The sequence below is a fragment of the Shewanella sp. cp20 genome, from assembly GCF_000832025.1.
Lineage (GTDB): Bacteria > Pseudomonadota > Gammaproteobacteria > Enterobacterales > Shewanellaceae > Shewanella.
The window spans coordinates 21,668-35,653 of record NZ_JPII01000055.1 but is presented as its reverse complement, the minus strand read 5'-3'; the positions used below and the strand labels follow the sequence as shown (position 1 = coordinate 35,653).

Below are 13,986 nucleotides of genomic sequence, written 5' to 3'. Positions count from 1 at the left end.
CTTTCTCTATTCGCATCTCCTCTTTAGAAAGATTCGCCATGAATAATCCGCACCAAATTGGTATCGCCGTCAATGTCATGCGTGCTCGCCTGACGCTAGTCGGCTTCAATATTGCGATAGTGTCGTTCCAACTGTCGGAAATGTTTAATATGGCTGGCGGCATACCTATACCAGGCTTAAGCAAGGCCATTCATTTTAGGGCCGATATGGCACTATTTTTGGCTTTAGCCCTGTCGTTATTATCCTTAGTCGCATTTATTTGCTCCTCAGCCTTGGATGACCAGGGCACCTGCGATCACAGGATTTTTATCGTGGGGGAACTGCTGATGTATTTAGGCTTGGCCCATACGGCAACCGGCTTCTTCTCCCCCTTAAACGCCACATTTCTCGTCGTGGGTCAGCACCTTCCCGATCAATTCGAGCAAATAGCGCTATTTAGAGAAGCGGTATTTTATATGGGCAGTTTGGTGTGGCTTGCCGCCATTTATATAGGCCCGACGATAGCGCTCATCCGAGCGCCATTTTCTAAGAAGATGACCCTCAAACTGGGCCTTGTCTATGTCGCATCGTTAGTCTTGATGTTTTGGTTTAGCCATCAGGTGACGCTATTTGAGGCAGCCAATACAACCAAGGTACCGCTAAAACCGCCACACTTTTGGCAAGAACTGTTGCAGCCCATGCTCTGGTAAGACACACAGCCAGCTCTATGATAGCCGGCCCTTTACTCTCTGAGACTGAAGCGCGTAAGTGAGCAATGGCAAGGTAGGAATCAATCTCAGCGACTAAACTGATCATTATCGTGGCCATAAAGGTAGAGAACACATGATCTCACCAAGATTCAGCCTGCTGCTATTGAGCTTGTTCTTGCTGCTCCCGTCATGGGCGAAGGCCAGCGATCTGAATATTGTCTACCACGACTTTGCCCCCTTTAGTTACGAGGATAGTCGAGGCAGGACCCAAGGGATCTTGGTGGAACTTTCCCAGGCAATCTGCCTGCAGTGGCCTGGGCAATGCAACATCTCCATTCGCCCCTATCGCCGGGCGATTCACATGTTTTCCAACGGCGAGGCCAAGGGGATCTTTCTCGGCTGGAACAGGGAGCGGGCCCAGTCCATGTGGTTTTCCCTGCCGCTGGTACAGACAGAGTACGGCTTCTACACCCTAAATGACTTTCCGATAACCGAACTGAGTCAGCTTTCGGGCAAGGTAATTGGCGTCTATGGCCCCTCCAACACCTATACCTCACTCATGCGGCAACAGGAAAAACTCAAGCAGCTTTCGCTGCCTCCTCTGCTCACCGACATCTATCCTCAGGGAGATGCCCTGCCGATGCGCATGCTGCAAAAAGGCAGGTTCGACGCCTACTATGTCAATAAGCAAGTGGGGAGATTCTATGCCGAGCAGATAGGATTGACCGACCTGCACTATCTCAGTGCCGACCGGGCAATTTTGTACTGTGTCGCCTTCAACAAGGCCTTTACCGACAGCGAGACGGTACGCCAGTTTAATCACCTGTTTGTCAGGCTGTTACAGGAAGGCAGGCTGGATAAGATCTACCAAAAATATCAGATGCAGCCAATTCGCATCCCCCAGGCAGACTTGGCACCGAAGAGCATGCCCTTCTAAAACTGTGAGCGTAAAGAAAGAAAAGGCCCGTCTGTCATAAACAAACGGGCCTTGCTAATTTGATGAGTTGGCCGATAAGCCGGGTCCTGTCGTGGACAGTTATTCATCTAGGCCTGCAATCGCTCACAGGCTCAAGCGACCTACCCGGTCCCAACGCGAGCAGCGCCATACGGGACCCTATTTGGTCTTGCTTCGGGTAGAGTTTACCTTGCAACGGACTGTTACCAGCCGCCCGGTGCGCTCTTACCGCACCCTTTCACCCTTACCAATCCGAAGATTGGCGGTCTCCTCTCTGCTGCACTTGTCGTCGGTTCACACCGCCCAGGCGTTACCTGGTACCCTGCTCTATGAAGCCCGGACTTTCCTCCCCGTTCTTGCGAACGCAGCAACTGTCTGGCCAACTCGGCGCGGATTATAGCCTAATGCGCCGCGGCGCACCACCTTATATTGGCCTAAGCAAATGACTAGAGATCCAGCTCGAGCCCCAACTTATAGAGGGCGTTCTTCTTCAACCCATGGATCTGGGCCGCCAGCGCCGCGGCCTTCTTCAGCGGCAGCTCCTGGCTCAGCAGCTTAAGTGTCTCCAGCGCCGGAGCCGGCACACCAGCATCTTCGTCGCTACGGTGCCCATGACACATGAGCACTATCTCGCCTTTCTGCTGATTAGGATCCTCACTCACGGTCGCCAACACCTCGGCTGCGGTGCCAGAGAGGAAGGTCTCGAAGGTCTTGGTGACTTCACGAGCCATCACCACCTGACGATCGGCCCCCAAAGCTGTCACGATAGAGGTGAGGCTATGAAGGATACGATGGGGTGACTCGTAGAAGATCAGGGTGCGGGGATCCTCTTTTAGCTCGGTCAACTTATCGATACGTCCCTTCTCCTTGGCGGGCAGGAAACCCTCGAAGGAGAAGCGATCCGACGGCAGACCCGAGGCGCTCAGCGCGGTGATCGCCGCACAAGGCCCAGGCAAAGGCACCACATTGAAACCAGCTTCACGTACCTGAGACACCAGATGATAGCCGGGATCTGAGATAAGCGGCGTTCCGGCATCGGAGATCAGGGCCACCGACTCGCCTGCGGCCAGCTTCTGGATGATTCCCTGGGCACGGTCACGCTCGTTATGATCATGCAGCGCCGTCTTACGGGTCTCGATACCGAAATGGCTCAGCAACTTACCGCTATGGCGTGTGTCCTCACAGGCGATAAGAGAGACCTGATTCAATACCTCCAGGGCGCGGCTGCTGATGTCGCCAAGGTTACCGATGGCGTAGGAACTATGTAAAGTGCGACCGACAGGTCCATATCTACCTCTGTAATGATTGTCACAAGACTTTCGTCAGGCGTAAGAGAAGGTTAAACTACAGCCAGCATCTTACCAGAGTGAAGTCCTGTGTTAAAAAGACTGAATACAACTAAATTAATCTCCGCCGCTGTGTTGGCCACAGTATTATTCGGTTGTGCCACGGCGCCAACCCCAGTGAAAGAAACCAGCAGCCAAGTTTCTTTGGTGAATGCCACCCAAAGCCCTGCACAGTATCTGGCAGATGCCAAGCAGGCCAAAGATGCCGAACACAAGAACCGTCTCATGCTGCTGGCGGCTCACGCCTTTATCAACCAAGGCGATACCGGCAATGCCGGTAAGACGCTGGCCGCCGTTAAACCTAGCCTGGTCAACAAGCCTGAGATCCTGGCCGAGCACAGATACCTGAGCGCCAGAGTACTGGAGCAGACCGACAACTATGAGCAGGGCCTGGCCCAACTCAATTATCCCAGCCAGTGGCGACTCGCCAGCTGGCAGATGGTCTCCTACCATCAACTCAAGGCGCGTCTCTATCAACTGAGCAAACAGCCCATAGAACAGGCGAAGGAGCTCACCCTGCTGGCCACTTACCTGCCAGGCGCCGAAGCGAGTGAGGTTAACGACGAGATCTGGGGCATATTGCAGCCCCTGCACGAACAGACACTACTCTCCTTTAGCCAGGATAGTAGTAACCCTACCTTTGCCGGTTGGCTGCAGCTGGCCTATATCGCCAAGCATTATGCCATAGACCCGCAACTATTGGTGCAGCAACTGGGCAACTGGCAACAGGACAATCCAGGCCATCCGGGGGCCAAGAAGCTGCCGACGGATCTGGAGCGGGCGCTTAATACTAAGCCCTACAAGCCGAAAAATATTGCCGTACTACTGCCGCTCACCGGCCCCAGAGCCGCCATTGCCGATACGGTCAAGCAGGGGATCATCTCCAGCTATCTGACCAATCCGGACGACTCGGTTTCGGTCAACTTCTTCGACACGGCCCAGGGCGCCGAGCTTGCCCAGCAGCAGGCGATTGCCGCCGGCGCCGACTTCATCATAGGCCCGCTACTGCAATCCGAAGTCGAGAGCCTGATGCAGGCGGAGGCCAAAGCCGAGCAGCAAGCCAATGGTCAGACGCAGCCGCTCGCTCAAACACAGATACAGCCTGAGGTGCCTCAGCTGTTTCTCAACCATGTGGACAGCTTCACCCCGTCTAATGATCGCTTCTTCTTCGCGCTCTCGCCCACGGACGAGGCATTAGATGCCGCGCAGAAACTCTATAATGACGGCATAGAGAAGCCGCTGCTGCTGGCCAGCGACGACGCCGTGGGCCGCCGCATGGCAGAGGCCTTTAACGCTAAGTGGCAGGAGCTGACCCATGAGGCGGCCGAGATCCACTACTACAAGCGCGGCGACGAAATGAAAGTCACGGTACAGAAGTCTCTCGGAGTGATCGACAGTAAGGAGCGTATCGCCCGCATCAAGACGCTGCTGGGTAGTAAGATCGAGGCCGACTTCCGATCTCGCCGCGATATCGACGCCATCTATATGATCGCCAGCAACCAAGATCTGCCGCTGCTCAAGCCTTTTATCGACGTCAACTTCAGCGTGTTTGCCGAACCTGTGCCACTATACACCACCAGCCGCAGCCGTATCGAGAGCCAGTCGCGCGCCGCCGCACAGGAGCTGAATAACCTGACCATCAGCGACATTCCCTGGTTGCTCGAGTCTAACGCCGAGACCAGCGAGGTTGCCCGCCTGTGGCCGACCTGGGGCAACAGCCAAAAGCGCCTCTATGTGATGGGCTTCGACGCCCTACAGCTGGTGAGCAAGCTGGCGCAGATGCGCGCCCTACCCGGCTACCAATACTCGGGTCGCAGCGGTCTGCTTTCTGTATCACCCGATGGTACGATTAACCGCCAGCTCAGCTGGGGACGTTACCAGCGAGGCAACTTGAGACCCCTATGACGAGTGCCGAGCACCTCACCAAGGGCCAGCAGGCGGAAGACCTCGCCCTGGCTTACCTGGAACAACAGGGGCTCACGCTGGTCGAACGAAACGTACGCTACCCATTTGGTGAAATTGACCTCATAATGCGCCAAGGTCACAAATGGGTTTTTATTGAGGTAAAATACCGCCAATCGAAACAATTTGGCGGTGCGATACAGGCCGTTAGCCGAGGCAAGATAGCAAGACTTAATCGAGCGGCAAGCCATTATATGCAGCTCAATCAGATAGATGCGCAGTGTCGCTTCGATCTTCTGGCCATAGATGGCAATGACATTCAGTGGGTCACCAACGCCTTTTAGTGCTCCACTCAGCCACGACTAGGCAAATGAAGGCTTGTTAAACAGTTTTATTTTTAAAGGATCATTCCATGTTAGAACGTATTAAAGACAGTTTTACCCACTCTATCCAGACCAAGATCGATGCGGCCGAAGCCCTGCCCGAGTCTATCGAGAAGGCGGCCGAGATGATGGTGCAGTGTCTACTGGGCGGCAACAAGATCTTAGCCTGTGGTAACGGCGGCAGCGCCGGCGACGCCCAGCACTTCTCGGCCGAGCTACTGAACCGCTATGAGATAGAGCGTCCGCCGCTACCGGCCATCGCCCTGACAACCGATACCTCGACCATTACCGCCATAGGTAACGACTACAGCTATGACGAGATCTTCTCTAAGCAGATCTTGGCATTGGGTCAACCTGGCGACATCTTGCTGGCCATCTCAACCAGTGGCAACTCCGGCAACGTGATCAAGGCGATGGAAGCGGCGCTGAGCCGTGACATGACCATAGTCGCCCTCACGGGTAAAGATGGCGGCGCCATGGCAGGCCTGATGGGCGTGAACGACGTGGAAGTACGCGTGCCTTCAAATGTCACCGCGCGTATTCAGGAAGTGCACCTGTTGGTGATCCACTGCCTGTGCGACAACATAGACCGCACCCTCTTCCCGCAGGATGACCAGGCATGAGAGCTCTGCTCCCCATCCTAGCCGTACTCCTGTTGTTACAAGGCTGCGCCGGGGCCGTAATGGTCGGCGCAGTCGGTGGCGCCATGATGGCCAACGATGAACGTAGCTTCTCGACCCAGCTGGACGACACCAACGCCGATTTTCAAATCGCCAGCGCCCTGGCGGCCCATGAAGATATTAAGAACCAAACCAATATCACCGGGGTGGCGATGAACGGTAACGTGCTCATGATAGGCCAGGCCCCCAGCTCCATGCTGCGGGACAAGGCGATCAACACGGTGCAGAAGCTGAACCTGGGCGGTAAGATCCACAATCAGATCCGCATAGGTAACCCGACCTCCTTTACGACCCGCAGCAACGACACCTGGATCACCACCAAGGTGAAGACGCGTATGCTGAACGACAAAGATCTGGATGTCACCCGCATCAAGGTGATCACCGAAAATGGCGAGGTCTTTCTTCTCGGCGTCGTGAGCCGCGAACAGGCCGATCTGGCGGTAGATATCACCCGTAACACCGCCGGCGTACGTAAGGTCATCAAGGTCTTCGATACCCCCAACAGCTAGTTCGCCTAAGCGGCATAACGCCTAGGCGAGCTCTGCCTGTCTTACCTTACGCCATCTTCGCGCCAGCACCGGCAGAATCATGGTGGGCAGCACAATCAGCGCGGCACCCAGCCAACCTAAGGCGTCCAGCCATTCGTCAAACCAGAGCCAACCAAACAATACACAGAACAGCAGACCGCTGTATTCGGCTATGGCTATCTCTCCCGCCTGAGCCTTACGATAGGCCAGCACGCTAAAGAGCTGGTAGGCGAGCAGGAAAATATTACTCAGCACTGCGATACCCAGTACGGGCCAACTAAAGCCCGCGAATCCCTGCCAGGCGGCAAAGCCTATCACTAACGGCAGACTCAGCAGGTTGTAACAGATCAGGGTAACACTCGCCGCCTCACTGCTTGGCAACCACCTGAGCATCAGCTGATTGGCGGCAAAGATGATCGCCGACACCAGCACGGCCAGCGCCGCCAGATTCATCTCGCTCGGCCTGAGAATGATGAGGATGCCGATAAACCCCAGGATACTTGCCAAGATCTGATCGCCGCTGAGCCGCTCCTTGAGAAACACCATGCCCATGACGATGATCATCAAGGGGGCGGAGTAAAACAGCGAGCTGACGGTCGCCAGTGGCAGGGACATCAGGCCCAAGATCAGCATGAGTCCGCCGATCGCCCCACTATTGGCCCGTATCATATGCAGCTTCAGAAAGGCGGTCTTCGGCCGTCCGGCGTAAAACCAGAGCGGCAGCATCATCACAATCGCCGTCACCTGGCGCAGTAGCAGAAACATCGCCGCGTCGCTCTCTGCCGGCAACCACTTGATCGACACATCATAGAGGGCGGTAAACACATTGCCCAGCAGCAGTAATCCAAGGCCCAACATCAGATTGCGTTGCATCTCAGGCTCCAATATCAAGAATCATCTGGCGGCATGATAGCGAGCAAAATACTGTAGCTGAAATGATGATTTCTTATCATAGATGAATTAAATTCATTTATTGATTGCCGAGACGCGAGACAGACGATGAGAAAGATCCCCCCGCTGAGAGCCTTGCAGGTCTTCGAGGCTGCCGCCCGTTTGCAGCACTTCTCCCGTGCCGCACAGGAGCTGTGCATTACCCAGAGTGCGGTGTCTCACCAGGTTCGCCTGTTGGAGGAGCATTTCGCCTTACCCCTGTTTAGGCGAGAGGGACGCAGCCTGAGGCTCACCGACAAGGGGGAGCAGCTGTACCAGGAAACGGCGAGGATCTTCAACGAACTGGGCGAGTTGAACCAAAGATTGCTGGGCGAGAAACCCGAGGCGCTGCGTCTGGCGGTCTACAGCTCTTTTGCGGTGAAATGGTTGATCCCCAGACTCAGCGGATTTCGCCGCTTACACCCAGGTATTCAGGTGCGCCTGGACATGATCACCGAAGACCCTGTGCTGTCCCACAGCAGCGCCGACATGTTCATCACGGGTCAACAGAACCAGAAAGGCTACTGGCAGCAGCTACTGCACGCCGAGCGTTTGATCCCCGTCTGCAGCCCTGAACTCATCAATAGCGGTGACAAGCTGGATCTCGACTGGCTCAAGTCCCAGCAGCTGCTCACCGTCGACGAGGGCCCACTGGGACTGGATTGGCAGCGCTGGTTTGAACATCATAAAGTGGCTCAACCCGAGGAGGAACAGCAGCAGCTCTTCAGCCATGTACTGATGGCGATCGAGGCCGCCATCGCCGGCCAGGGGGTGGCATTAGCGTCAGACTTCATGGTGCTGGATGATATCGCCAAAGCGCGTCTTGTGGCCCTGCCCTTTGCGGGTATCGACACGGGATTTGAATTTAACTTCCTGTGCAAGCAGCGGCGCCTGCAGGAGCCCGCCATCGCCGCCTTCGTCCACTGGTTGACCCAGCAGCACTAGCGGCTTTCCTTAACGTCACCCATAAAAAAAGCCGGCTGCTGCCGGCTTTTTCACACATTCGATTAGAGCAGAAGACCAATCTTTTCGTAGACCTTCTTCAGGGTCACTTCGGCGCGGGCCTGGGCCTTCTCGGCACCTTCATGCATCACCTGATTGAGGAAGCTCTGATCGGCTCTGTACTCCTTGAAGCGCTCCTGCAGCGGCTCTAGCATTCCAACCACGGCCTCACCGGCGGCGACTTTAAGATGACCGTACATCTTGCCTTCGAACTCGGCTTCCAGGCTGGCGATGCTCTGACCTGTCACACCCGACATCAGGCTCAACAGGTTAGAGACACCCGGCTTGTTCTCGACGTCGAAACGCACCACTGGCGGCTCGTCGCTGTCAGTCATCGCCTTCTTCAGCTTCTTCATGACGGCCTTAGGGTCTTCCAGCAGACCGATCACATTGTTACGGTTGTCGTCAGACTTAGACATCTTCTTCAGCGGATCCTGCAGAGACATCACCTTGGCCCCATGCTCAGGGATGAAAGGCTCGGGAATGGTAAAGGTCTCACCATAGGCGTTGTTGAAGCGTGTCGCGATATCACGAGTCAGTTCAAGATGTTGCTTCTGATCTTGACCCACAGGGATCTCGTTAGCCTGATACAGCAGTATGTCTGCCGCCATCAATACCGGATAGCCGAACAGGCCGACGTTGATATTGTTGGCATGCTTTTGCGACTTGTCTTTAAACTGTGTCATGCGGCTTAGCTCACCCATCTGGGTGTAGCAGTTCAGCGCCCAACCCAGCTGAGTGTGCTGAGGCACCTGAGACTGGATGAAGACTGTGCTCTTCTTAGGATCTACACCACAGGCCAGATAAAGGGCCAGGGTATCTAAGCAGGCGTCGCGCAGCTTCTGCGGATCCTGGCGTACGGTAATGGCATGCAGATCGACCACACAATATAGGCAATCATGACTATCTTGCATCGCAACCCACTGACGTAGTGCACCCATGTAGTTACCAATGGTCAATTCACCTGACGGTTGGGCACCGCTAAGCACAATAGGTTTAGTCATAAAATTTATTGCTCCAATACTATTTGGCTGTCTGTTATCTGCGCCAATACTTCGCTAAATGTGTTACAAACGGCCGTTGGGCCGCTGAGCCCAATATCTTCACCGTAGTTGTACCCGTAGGTCAAGCCGATCGAGGAAATACCCGCCGCTTTCGCCGCTAAAATATCGTTTCGAGAGTCACCCACCATCAAAAGCTGCTCATCATCGAGCTGCCATGTCTGTTTGAGGTGCGTCAGCGGCAAGGGATCCGGCTTCATCTTCTCCAGCGAATCACCACCCAGCACTTGATTAAACAGGTGAGCGATACCAAACGCCTCCAGCAGAGGCACAGTGAAGCGATAGGGCTTGTTGGTCACAATCGCCAGCTGATACCCCAGCTTAACCAACTGCTCAAGCGCCGACTTAACGCCATCGTAGAGGCGGCTATGCTGTTGCAGATTAGCCTCATAGTGCCTGCTAAACAGCGGCATGGCCGCATCGATATCGGCCTGTGTGGCTTGCTCACCGCGGGCGAAGGTCAGCGCACGCTCGACCAACTTGGCCGCGCCGTTACCTACCCAGCTGCGTACCTGATTCTCGTCACACAGGGGCAAGTCCAACTCGGCGAGCATGCCCTGGGTGGCAGCCGCCAAATCCGGCACACTGTCGATCAGCGTGCCATCGAGATCGAAGGCAATAGCCTTAATAGATTGGGCTTTCATACTCAGGCATCGACCTTAGCCAGCTCGCCGCGCATCTCGTCGATCACCGCCTTGTAATCTGGCTTGTTGAAAATGGCCGAGCCTGCCACGAACATATCGGCACCTGCCGCCGCGATTTCGGCGATGTTGTCGACCTTAACGCCGCCATCGACTTCTAAACGTATGTCGAAACCGCTGGCATCGATACGCTCACGCACCTGGCGTAGTTTATCCAGCGTCGACGGGATGAATGACTGACCGCCGAAGCCAGGGTTAACCGACATCAGCAGAATCACGTCCAGCTTATCCATCACATGGTCCAGATAGTGCAGCGAAGTAGCCGGGTTGAATACCAGACCCGCCTTACAGCCAGATTCTTTAATCAGCTGCAGAGTGCGGTCGATATGCTCAGAGGCCTCTGGGTGGAAGGTGATGATAGAGGCACCGGCATCAACGAAATCAGGAATGATGCGATCCACTGGCTTCACCATGAGATGCACGTCGATATCGGCGGTCACACCGTAATCACGTAGTGCCTTACACACCATAGGGCCTATGGTCAGGTTCGGCACATAATGGTTATCCATCACGTCGAAGTGAACCACATCGGCACCGGCCTTGAGTACCGCCTCGACATCTTCCCCAAGACGGGCAAAGTCGGCAGATAAGATAGAGGGAGCAATTAGAAATGGACGCATGATAAACTCACTAATCTGAATAAGAATTACGCTATTCTACCTTATAGCCCAGTCCAGCCTCTATAGGCGATAACCGATTAAACGTGTTCTGGTTCAGAATTGAGTAAATTTCACCTGTGGCAAATAGCCTCACCGAAAAATTATGTTCAAAATATAAACGCCTTTGCTATAATGCGCTGATTAGGGGTTTCCATGTTCACAGGATGTAGAGATGAGAGATAAAGCCAAAGCTTCAGCCAAGATTAAATCGGCAACGGTATTTACCGTCACAGCCGCCGTTGTTGGTTTTACTGCCATTGGCGTTCAGAGTCTCAGTGAAAATGAAACCAACCTGGCCTGCGTGTGCGATAGCAACACCAGCTACAACTCCTCTCTCCCAGCCAGTCATCCCAATAACCGCTGTGCCGATCAGGCAGATAATGTCAGCTGGAGTAACTGGCTGACGGGTCGAAGCCGCTCTAATCAACTGCACTTTGTGGATCTGCTCGAACTGCTCCATGGTCATCAAGACACGCCCATGGATGATGTCACCCCCACCAGCAAACAGCGCCTCTAGGCACCCTCTTGCTGCAACTCTTTTTGAGCACCCTAGCCGCCTTCTTTGGCGTGCAGACAGAGCAAAACCGCGTGCGTGACTTTCAGTCCAGCTCACCGCTGCCTTTTATTGTGATGGGAATTCTACTGGCCATCGCCTTGGTCGCTTCACTCATCTTTATCGTGAAACTGGTACTGAATTAACCCCAATTAACTAATGTATTGGGCTTAATCGTTTTCGCTGTGGTAACTGTCATCGTACAGGGCCATCAGTTCATCGACCTTCTTACGACTGTTACCATTTTGACTGATATTGCGCTGCACCTGGATGGTATCGAACCTGGCACCATGATATAGCTCACGGGTCAGGGGAATATCATGGTTGCTGATGAGCACGGGTATGCCCCTGTCAATCGCCGTATGACGAGACTTACGCGCCAGCAGTGCCTGATCGTCCAGGCTAAAGCCCGAGCCCACATAGGTGGTAAAGCTTGCCGTGGTGGAGAGTGGTGCATAAGGCGGGTCGCAATAGACCACATCGCCGGGCTGAGTCAGCTCGAAGGCCTCTTCGTATCCTATACACTTAAACTCGGCCACCTGCGCCTTTTCGGCGAAGGCCTTAATCTCCTCTTCGGGAAAATAGGGCTTCTTGTATGAACCGAAAGGTACGTTGAAGCCGCCCTTGGAGTTGTAGCGACACAGACCGTTAAACCCATGGCGATTCATATAGAGAAAATAGACAGAGCGAAGGAAGGGATCCCGGGTCTGATTGAATTCACTGCGCACCTGGTAATAGGCTTCTTTATCATTCTTGGCTTCGACAAACATCGCCTTGGCCTCGGTGATATATTTTTCCGGTGTGGATTGCACTATCTGATAGAGATTGATCAGATCCTGATTGATGTCGCACAACAGATAGCGCTTGTAATGGGTATTTAGAAATACCGAGCCTGCGCCGACAAAGGGCTCCACCAATCTGTCGCCTTCGGGCAGGTGCTGGGTGAGCGCATCAACCAGTTTAAATTTACCGCCGGCCCATTTTAAGAAGGCTCTCTGTTTTTTAATCATCTAAATCGATTGAGTGCACAATGAAAACAAGTCGTCGATTGTACTCTGTTTATTAATGAATTTCACGACTCACAGCCCCTTGTTGCAACTCATAGCCGGATAAATCTACCCAGGCTCTCACCCATGGAGCGGCTAATTGACTCGTCTGGGCTAAATCGAGGGCGGCCTGCTGCCCCGCTTGCCTATCTGTGTATTGCCCATAGAGGAGCACCCAGTAGCTCTTGTAGCGGGCAATCTGCACCTGATTAACGTCGGGCAGCTTGGCGATCGTCGCATCGAGCGACTCAAGGCGTTTCACCGTCGCCAGCTGCAGCGTAAAGCCCGCAGGGTGTGGTTGCGATGCCGCCAACTTACGAGATTCCTTGGGTTCGCTTACCGGCACCAGGGCAAAAGTTTCCACTGGCTTAGCTGCCCTAGCTTCATCCGATACCTGACTCTGTTGCGTTTGCTCTATTGCTCCTGCAACTTGCGACGGTTGCTCAGCCACCTCTGGCTCGGACGCATCTTGATAAGTGAGTGCTTCAGCTTGGAGCCGCTGCTCTTCGCTCACCTCTTTTAACTGAGAAGCAGGCTGAGATCTGGGCGAGGCACTTGGCTGAGCATCTGGCAGAGCTTGCGTCAGCGTTTCAATCTGGTCGCCAGACTCAATTTTCGGCTCGGTCGCAGGCAGCGCAGCATCAGCAGGACTAACCAGCGTTTTGCGCAATTGTGAGCCTTGCTCGAAATAAGCACTCAACAGGCGCTGACCATATTGAGTGTTAAACGCGGCCGCGCGCACCGCCGCGACGGTCTGCACCTTAGACTTGGTCATGATCTCTTCAGGTTCAGCCCATAACCAATAGAAACTGGTGAGCAGAGAAGCCACGCAGGCACCTATGGCCAAATAGACAGGCCAAGGATTTTTCTTGGGGGCTGCAGCTTCACCGTGCAGTGCCAGATAGAGCAGGTTCAAGACTTCGACCGGTGTCCCCTGCTGACGCTGCAGCTGATCTTTGACAATATCCCGCGGCGTAAAAGGTGTCTCTTCGCTGCGATGCAACAGGGTATAATAGAGGCCCTCGCGCTCCGGCAAGGTTAAAGGCGATATAGCGACAGGCAGCAAGAGCGGACGCTGTGTCTCTGGCAGCTGGGTCAAGATCTGATTTAAGTACTCCGCCGGGGCCGTTAGTGTCAGCGAAAGCTTTTTGCCCGCAATGTTCAGCTGGCTCAAGACAATACATTCCGCCCACAGCTCTAGAGGCAGATATTGGGCATCATCGAGCACAATATGGCTGTGTGAGGGCAAGGCATCGCCGAGGCGCAACAGGGTTTCAGGCAGCGGCAATTCGTCGTCGAAAACCGGTTCGGTTAGGAGTTGGACTAAGATCTTGCGGCGGATCTCGGCGCTATCGACATGCTGTGGACAAACAACCAGGGCCGAGCTGACATCATCCAATGTGTCCACAAGCGCCGTAGTGAGAGTGGTTTTTCCTGCGCCGGTTTCTCCCGTCAACACAGTCAACTGCTGGCCATACAAGACTACATGCTGCAATCTATGTAGCAGAGACTCCTGACTGGGTAAGAGAATAGCTGTTTGAAATGTCACTTA

General features: G+C 54.3%; 15 protein-coding genes, 1 other RNA gene and 1 pseudogene. 9 read left to right on the top strand and 8 right to left on the bottom strand.

Annotated elements, in window-relative coordinates:
- Positions 1 to 38: 38 nt before the first annotated feature.
- Together DB48_RS19135 and DB48_RS19130 are read left to right on the top strand one after the other, a co-directional pair.
- A complete protein-coding gene (locus tag DB48_RS19135; RefSeq protein ID WP_041511787.1) occupies positions 39 to 689 on the top strand; it encodes a hypothetical protein in 651 nt (216 codons plus the stop codon).
- A 133-nt stretch (positions 690 to 822) separates the two neighbouring features.
- Positions 823 to 1,626, top strand: a complete 804-nt coding sequence (locus DB48_RS19130) for a substrate-binding periplasmic protein (protein ID WP_041511786.1) — start codon at positions 823 to 825, stop codon at positions 1,624 to 1,626.
- A 59-nt stretch (positions 1,627 to 1,685) separates the two neighbouring features.
- On the opposite strand, the gene rnpB is transcribed toward DB48_RS19130, so the two are convergent.
- Positions 1,686 to 2,031, bottom strand: an RNA gene (gene rnpB / locus DB48_RS19765) — RNase P RNA component class A.
- 59 nt (positions 2,032 to 2,090) lie between these two features.
- Positions 2,091 to 2,932: pseudogene (gene rsmI / locus DB48_RS19125) on the bottom strand (16S rRNA (cytidine(1402)-2'-O)-methyltransferase).
- Positions 2,933 to 3,020: 88 nt separating this feature from the next.
- Here rsmI and DB48_RS19120 point away from each other — a divergent pair.
- The 4 genes from DB48_RS19120 (at position 3,021) to DB48_RS19105 (ending at position 6,464) form a co-directional block, all read left to right on the top strand.
- Entirely contained in the window at positions 3,021 to 4,895 is a 1,875-nt protein-coding gene (locus DB48_RS19120; protein ID WP_041511785.1) for a penicillin-binding protein activator, read from the top strand.
- Positions 4,892 to 5,236 (top strand): YraN family protein, encoded by a 345-nt coding sequence (locus tag DB48_RS19115; RefSeq protein ID WP_041511784.1) that lies wholly within the window; start codon positions 4,892 to 4,894, stop codon positions 5,234 to 5,236. Before DB48_RS19120 ends, DB48_RS19115 begins: the two co-directional genes overlap by 4 nt.
- A gap of 68 nt (positions 5,237 to 5,304) precedes the next feature.
- Positions 5,305 to 5,898, top strand: coding sequence for a phosphoheptose isomerase (locus DB48_RS19110; protein WP_033540410.1), 594 nt, complete (start codon positions 5,305 to 5,307; stop codon positions 5,896 to 5,898).
- A complete protein-coding gene (locus DB48_RS19105) occupies positions 5,895 to 6,464 on the top strand; it encodes a BON domain-containing protein (RefSeq protein ID WP_041511783.1) in 570 nt (189 codons plus the stop codon). Before DB48_RS19110 ends, DB48_RS19105 begins: the two co-directional genes overlap by 4 nt.
- Positions 6,465 to 6,485: 21 nt before the next feature.
- Here the strand turns inward: DB48_RS19105 and DB48_RS19100 are convergent, their stop codons facing one another.
- Entirely contained in the window at positions 6,486 to 7,355 is an 870-nt protein-coding gene (locus tag DB48_RS19100) for a DMT family transporter (protein WP_041511782.1), read from the bottom strand.
- 126 nt (positions 7,356 to 7,481) lie between these two features.
- Between DB48_RS19100 and DB48_RS19095 the strand changes: the two genes are divergently transcribed.
- Positions 7,482 to 8,357, top strand: coding sequence for a LysR substrate-binding domain-containing protein (locus DB48_RS19095; protein ID WP_041511781.1), 876 nt, complete (start codon positions 7,482 to 7,484; stop codon positions 8,355 to 8,357).
- A 62-nt stretch (positions 8,358 to 8,419) separates the two neighbouring features.
- Here the strand turns inward: DB48_RS19095 and trpS are convergent, their stop codons facing one another.
- The 3 genes from trpS to rpe are packed head-to-tail and all read right to left on the bottom strand — an operon-like array spanning position 8,420 to position 10,796.
- Positions 8,420 to 9,418, bottom strand: coding sequence for a tryptophan--tRNA ligase (gene trpS / locus DB48_RS19090; protein ID WP_041511780.1), 999 nt, complete (start codon positions 9,416 to 9,418; stop codon positions 8,420 to 8,422).
- Positions 9,419 to 9,423: 5 nt separating this feature from the next.
- On the bottom strand, positions 9,424 to 10,119 hold the full coding sequence (locus tag DB48_RS19085) for a phosphoglycolate phosphatase (RefSeq protein ID WP_041511779.1): 696 nt from the start codon (positions 10,117 to 10,119) through the stop codon (positions 9,424 to 9,426).
- Positions 10,120 to 10,121: 2 nt separating this feature from the next.
- Positions 10,122 to 10,796: a ribulose-phosphate 3-epimerase gene (rpe, locus tag DB48_RS19080; protein ID WP_041511778.1), complete on the bottom strand. Its 675-nt coding sequence runs from the start codon at positions 10,794 to 10,796 to the stop codon at positions 10,122 to 10,124.
- A gap of 211 nt (positions 10,797 to 11,007) precedes the next feature.
- Here rpe and DB48_RS19075 point away from each other — a divergent pair, with 211 nt between their 5' ends.
- A complete protein-coding gene (locus tag DB48_RS19075; protein WP_041511777.1) occupies positions 11,008 to 11,352 on the top strand; it encodes a hypothetical protein in 345 nt (114 codons plus the stop codon).
- An 8-nt stretch (positions 11,353 to 11,360) separates the two neighbouring features.
- Positions 11,361 to 11,534 carry a DUF2970 domain-containing protein gene (locus DB48_RS19985; RefSeq protein WP_041511776.1) on the top strand — a complete coding sequence of 58 codons (174 nt, stop codon included), beginning with the start codon at positions 11,361 to 11,363 and terminating at the stop codon, positions 11,532 to 11,534.
- A 24-nt stretch (positions 11,535 to 11,558) separates the two neighbouring features.
- Here the strand turns inward: DB48_RS19985 and DB48_RS19065 are convergent, their stop codons facing one another.
- The gene (locus DB48_RS19065; protein ID WP_041511775.1) at positions 11,559 to 12,398 is read right to left on the bottom strand and encodes a Dam family site-specific DNA-(adenine-N6)-methyltransferase; all 840 of its coding nucleotides are present in this window, start codon (positions 12,396 to 12,398) and stop codon (positions 11,559 to 11,561) included.
- A gap of 52 nt (positions 12,399 to 12,450) precedes the next feature.
- On the bottom strand, positions 12,451 to 13,983 hold the full coding sequence (locus tag DB48_RS19060; protein ID WP_041511774.1) for an AAA family ATPase: 1,533 nt from the start codon (positions 13,981 to 13,983) through the stop codon (positions 12,451 to 12,453).
- Positions 13,984 to 13,986: the final 3 nt, after the last annotated feature.

Bases quoted from the DNA above. Each gene is read 5' to 3' on its own strand.
- DB48_RS19115 (WP_041511784.1), top strand. From the start codon at position 4,892: ATGACGAGTGCCGAGCACCTCACCAAGGGCCAGCAGGCGGAAGACCTC.
- DB48_RS19110 (WP_033540410.1), top strand. From the start codon at position 5,305: ATGTTAGAACGTATTAAAGACAGTTTTACCCACTCTATCCAGACCAAG.
- DB48_RS19105 (WP_041511783.1), top strand. From the start codon at position 5,895: ATGAGAGCTCTGCTCCCCATCCTAGCCGTACTCCTGTTGTTACAAGGC.
- DB48_RS19135 (WP_041511787.1), top strand. From the start codon at position 39: ATGAATAATCCGCACCAAATTGGTATCGCCGTCAATGTCATGCGTGCT.
- DB48_RS19130 (WP_041511786.1), top strand. From the start codon at position 823: ATGATCTCACCAAGATTCAGCCTGCTGCTATTGAGCTTGTTCTTGCTG.
- DB48_RS19095 (WP_041511781.1), top strand. From the start codon at position 7,482: ATGAGAAAGATCCCCCCGCTGAGAGCCTTGCAGGTCTTCGAGGCTGCC.
- DB48_RS19065 (WP_041511775.1), bottom strand. From the start codon at position 12,398: ATGATTAAAAAACAGAGAGCCTTCTTAAAATGGGCCGGCGGTAAATTT.
- trpS (WP_041511780.1), bottom strand. From the start codon at position 9,418: ATGACTAAACCTATTGTGCTTAGCGGTGCCCAACCGTCAGGTGAATTG.
- DB48_RS19075 (WP_041511777.1), top strand. From the start codon at position 11,008: ATGAGAGATAAAGCCAAAGCTTCAGCCAAGATTAAATCGGCAACGGTA.
- DB48_RS19100 (WP_041511782.1), bottom strand. From the start codon at position 7,355: ATGCAACGCAATCTGATGTTGGGCCTTGGATTACTGCTGCTGGGCAAT.
- DB48_RS19085 (WP_041511779.1), bottom strand. From the start codon at position 10,119: ATGAAAGCCCAATCTATTAAGGCTATTGCCTTCGATCTCGATGGCACG.
- rpe (WP_041511778.1), bottom strand. From the start codon at position 10,796: ATGCGTCCATTTCTAATTGCTCCCTCTATCTTATCTGCCGACTTTGCC.